At 72.8% G+C, this 1561-nt stretch carries 1 protein-coding gene; it reads right to left on the reverse strand.

All coding sequences use genetic code 11. The features are described 5' to 3' along the window. A partial coding sequence (locus ACFWPJ_RS03930) for a PAS domain S-box protein (protein WP_378846818.1) occupies nt 1–1424 on the reverse strand: 1424 nt, incomplete at its 3' end. Nucleotides 1425–1561 lie beyond the last annotated feature (137 nt).

Below are 1561 nucleotides of genomic sequence, written 5' to 3' on the forward strand. Positions count from 1 at the left end.
GCCAGCAGCAGGGCCCGTGCCGCCGTGCGCAATTGGCCCATCACCACCGCGGCCGACAGGCCACGGCCGACGCAGTCGCCGACCACGACACCGATGGTGCCGTCCCGCAACGGCACCACGTCGTACCAGTCGCCGCCGATCTCGAGCGGCGGCAACGCGGGCTCGTAGTGCACCGAGAAACGGGGCGGCAGCTCGATCGGGCCGAGCATCGCGCGCTGCAGGGTGAGCGAGGTCGCGCGGGCCTGATCGAAGTTGCGGGCCCGCTGCAGCGCGACGCTCAGGTGTCCGACCAGCAGCGAATACAGCGCCCAGTCGGCCGCGCTGATCGCGCGGGGCGCACCGAAACGCACCCACAGTGCCGCATCGCCGGTCTCGCCGAGCGGCGCGATCACGGCGTCGACGCCGCCTTCCTCGCCGGTGATGGCCGAGAGGCCGCGCGCGGGCTGCCTGCGCGAGCGATCGAGCAGCGTGCGCACCTCCTCGTCGAGGGTGACCCGCCGCGTGGGGTCCGAGACCGGCGCGGCGACGAATCGCGGTGCGCCCTCGATACTGTCGGTGGCTGGGGGCTCGGGAAACGGCGGCTCGCCGCAGGAATACACGTCCGGCTGCCCGGTCCGGCTCGGCCACACCGCCACGAGCGCGGTCTGCGCGCCCATCGTCCGGCGCAACTCGTCGAGCCCGACCGCGAGTACCTCCACCATGCTCGTCGCCGCGCCCACCGCGGTCGCCAGCCGCGAGGCCGCCTGATCGCGGGCCTGGGCATCGTGTTCGGCGGTGACGTCGCGCACGGTGCCGACGAAGATCTGCTCGTTGTTCTCCTGCTTGACCAGCGAGCTGGCGCTGACCGCCAGCCAGCGCTCCCGGCCGTCACGGTGACGCACCGGCATCACGAAACGTGATGCCTCCGTACCGATCTGGGGATAGCCCGCCTTGTCCGACAGTGCCCACGGATGGGGCAGCCGGTAGGGCACGTCGTCGGCGCCGTACCCGATGAGCACCCCGAACGCGGAGTTCACCTCGACGATGGTGCCGTGCGAATCGGCGACGAAGAACCCGTCCTGCAGCGACTCCACCAGTGCGGTGCGGAAGGCGTCGCGGCCCGCCAGATCCTCGGCACGCGAGCGCTGCTGTTCGTAGCGGCGGGTGCCGTCGAGATAGCCGCGGGTGGCGATGTCGAGCGCGGCCATCGTCTGCAGCAGGAACTCCAGCGCGACCTCGGCGCTGCGCGGATCACCTTCGGCGCCGGTGTACTCCGCGACCGCCCGGAAGTGGTTCTCGGTGAGGTCGAGCAAACTGATGCCCTCGACGAGGGCACGTCTGCCGAGGTCGTACCCCTCGGTCAGGCCCGCCTGGCCGGGCGCGGCGACGTGGCGGCGCAACGCAGCCGAGTAGTCGTCGAGAAATGCGGCCAGGCCAGCGGTCATCGGCAACCTTTCACGGGCAGGCTCCGCGGAAGCGGGCCGCGAGCACGAGTGCGTCGTCGGTGTCCTTGGCGTGGGGGGGGGGGGGGGGGCGCCCCGGCCGCGCGGCGGGGGGGGGGGGGGGGGTCCGCACCCGGGCG

This window comes from Nocardia sp. NPDC058497 (assembly GCF_042720195.1).
In the GTDB taxonomy this organism is placed as follows: domain Bacteria; phylum Actinomycetota; class Actinomycetes; order Mycobacteriales; family Mycobacteriaceae; genus Nocardia.